This window comes from Flavobacterium wongokense, from assembly GCF_021608265.1.
Classification (GTDB): domain Bacteria; phylum Bacteroidota; class Bacteroidia; order Flavobacteriales; family Flavobacteriaceae; genus Flavobacterium; species Flavobacterium wongokense.
In genome coordinates this window covers 1-1,763 of record NZ_JAKIHP010000017.1, presented here as the reverse complement: position 1 = coordinate 1,763, position 1,763 = coordinate 1, and the positions used below count along the sequence as shown (strand labels likewise).

The following is a 1,763-nucleotide window of genomic DNA, read 5'->3' as shown; positions in this document are numbered from 1 at the left end:
GTTAAGAACGGGGAGATTACCCAGAACCTTCCGGGGCATACGGTAACGTATTACCCAAGCCTGCTTGATGCCCAAAACGGAACCAATGTAATTACAACACCAACCGCCTATCAGAATGCCATAGCTGCGGTACAGACCCTTGGTGTGGTTGTGACCACTCCGGCGCCTGCAAACTGCCAGAGCATTACCACTTTGGATATCCGTGTGCTTCCGATACCGACCCCACATACCAATCCACCGGCGCTGGCACCTAAGTGTGACGACAACAATCCGGGTGACATGCTCGAAGTGTTCGATCTGACCACCAATGCGGCCTATATCATCAATGGGGATCCGAACCTTACCCTGCATTACTTCCCGAGTCCGCAGGATGAGGCCAACAATACCAATGAGATTATGGTTCCATCGGCAGCACTTGTCGGGGATGATGTGATTATCCGTGTGGAGAACAACAGGGTGGATTACCTGGGGCACCATTGTTATGTGCTGGTAACCCAGCAGCTGACGGTTAACCCACTGCCTACTGTAGTACAGCCACTGCCGCCTTACAGGGTGTGTGATGACAATGCTGACGGGATCGCGCAGTTTGACCTTACCAATCCGTTACTGGCACCGCAGATACTGGGACCTTCACAGGCCGTATCGGATTATACCGTATCGTATTACCTGACCCAGGCTAATGCCGCTTCGGGGACTTCGCCGCTGGCATCGCCATATACCAATACGACACCAAACTCACAGAACATCTATATCCGTGTGGTGAACAATGCCACAGGCTGCGTCAACGCAACGGGAGTACTTACCCTTGCGGTGGAGGCCTATGCCGTAGCCAATCCGGTAACCCCTTACCATCAGTGCGACAGCGGTATCCCGGACAACAACCCGTTTGACGGAGTGGACATCATCGACCTTGATGCGCTGTGGACCACAGAGGTATTGGGAGGACAGAACCCTGCAGTCTTTCTGGTAAGCTACTATACGGTTGACCCTACGCTCAACCCGACAGCTGTGCCTTTAACCCTGCAGCAGGCACAGACCTATACCACCGATGCGGGTACAGATACCATCTGGATTAAGGTGGAGAACAGCAGCAACACCATTGTTCCGTTCTGCTCCGATGTTACCCAGGGAAGCATTACCGTGGAGCCTAAACCGCTTCCTGATGTGCAGTCGACCACGGGGGCTACGACGATCTGTGTTGATTTTGATGACGACACGGTAATCCGTGTACTGACCCTTGATGCCAACATGCCGAACCCGGGAGATTACCTATACGAATGGTATGAGACCGGTGATATGACCACACCACTGGGAACAGGCCCTACCTATGAGGTAAATACGGCCATACCGGGAGGAGGTACTAGGAACTATGTGGTGCATGTAACCAATAACTTCGCCAATTCGGTGCATTGTGACAATACCTCAAGCCCGCCGTTTGCTGTGGAGCAGTCGGGACCGGCAGAGATTGCCGCGGGTACAGTGGGTTATACGGTGAGCCCTGCCTTCAGCGGGCCTTACCAGACCATTACGGCCCTTGTGGATGGATACGGAATCTATGAATTCAGCCTGGATGACGGGCCAAGGCAGAGCAGCAATATCTTTGAGAATGTATCCATTGGCATGCCGCACGTGATCCATGTGTGGGATGTGAGGGGCAATGCAGCCTATGGCTGTGATGAGCTTCAGATCACACCGATCAACATCATTGATTACCCGCATTATTTCACGCCTAACGGGGATACCATTAACGATACGTGGAATAT

2 protein-coding genes and 1 pseudogene are annotated in these 1,763 nt (G+C 52.8%); 2 read left to right on the top strand and 1 reads right to left on the bottom strand.

The genetic code is table 11. The features are described from left to right. Positions 1-15 precede the first annotated feature (15 nt). Positions 16-159 (top strand): annotated as a pseudogene (locus tag L1S31_RS14955) (FIDD domain-containing protein); the annotation flags it as partial. Here the strand turns inward: L1S31_RS14955 and L1S31_RS14815 are convergent. After that, complete coding sequence (locus tag L1S31_RS14815) at positions 111-281, bottom strand: hypothetical protein (protein WP_236465559.1); 171 nt, start codon at positions 279-281, stop codon at positions 111-113. The pseudogene L1S31_RS14955 and the gene L1S31_RS14815 overlap by 49 nt on opposite strands. Here L1S31_RS14815 and L1S31_RS14810 point away from each other — a divergent pair. After that, on the top strand, positions 280-1,763 hold a 1,484-nt coding region (locus L1S31_RS14810), incomplete at its 3' end, for an FIDD domain-containing protein (RefSeq protein WP_502539614.1). The genes L1S31_RS14815 and L1S31_RS14810 overlap by 2 nt on opposite strands.

Excerpts from the sequence above, each read along its gene's own strand:
- L1S31_RS14815 (WP_236465559.1), bottom strand. The coding sequence starts at position 281 with ATGTCACCCGGATTGTTGTCGTCACACTTAGGTGCCAGCGCCGGTGGA.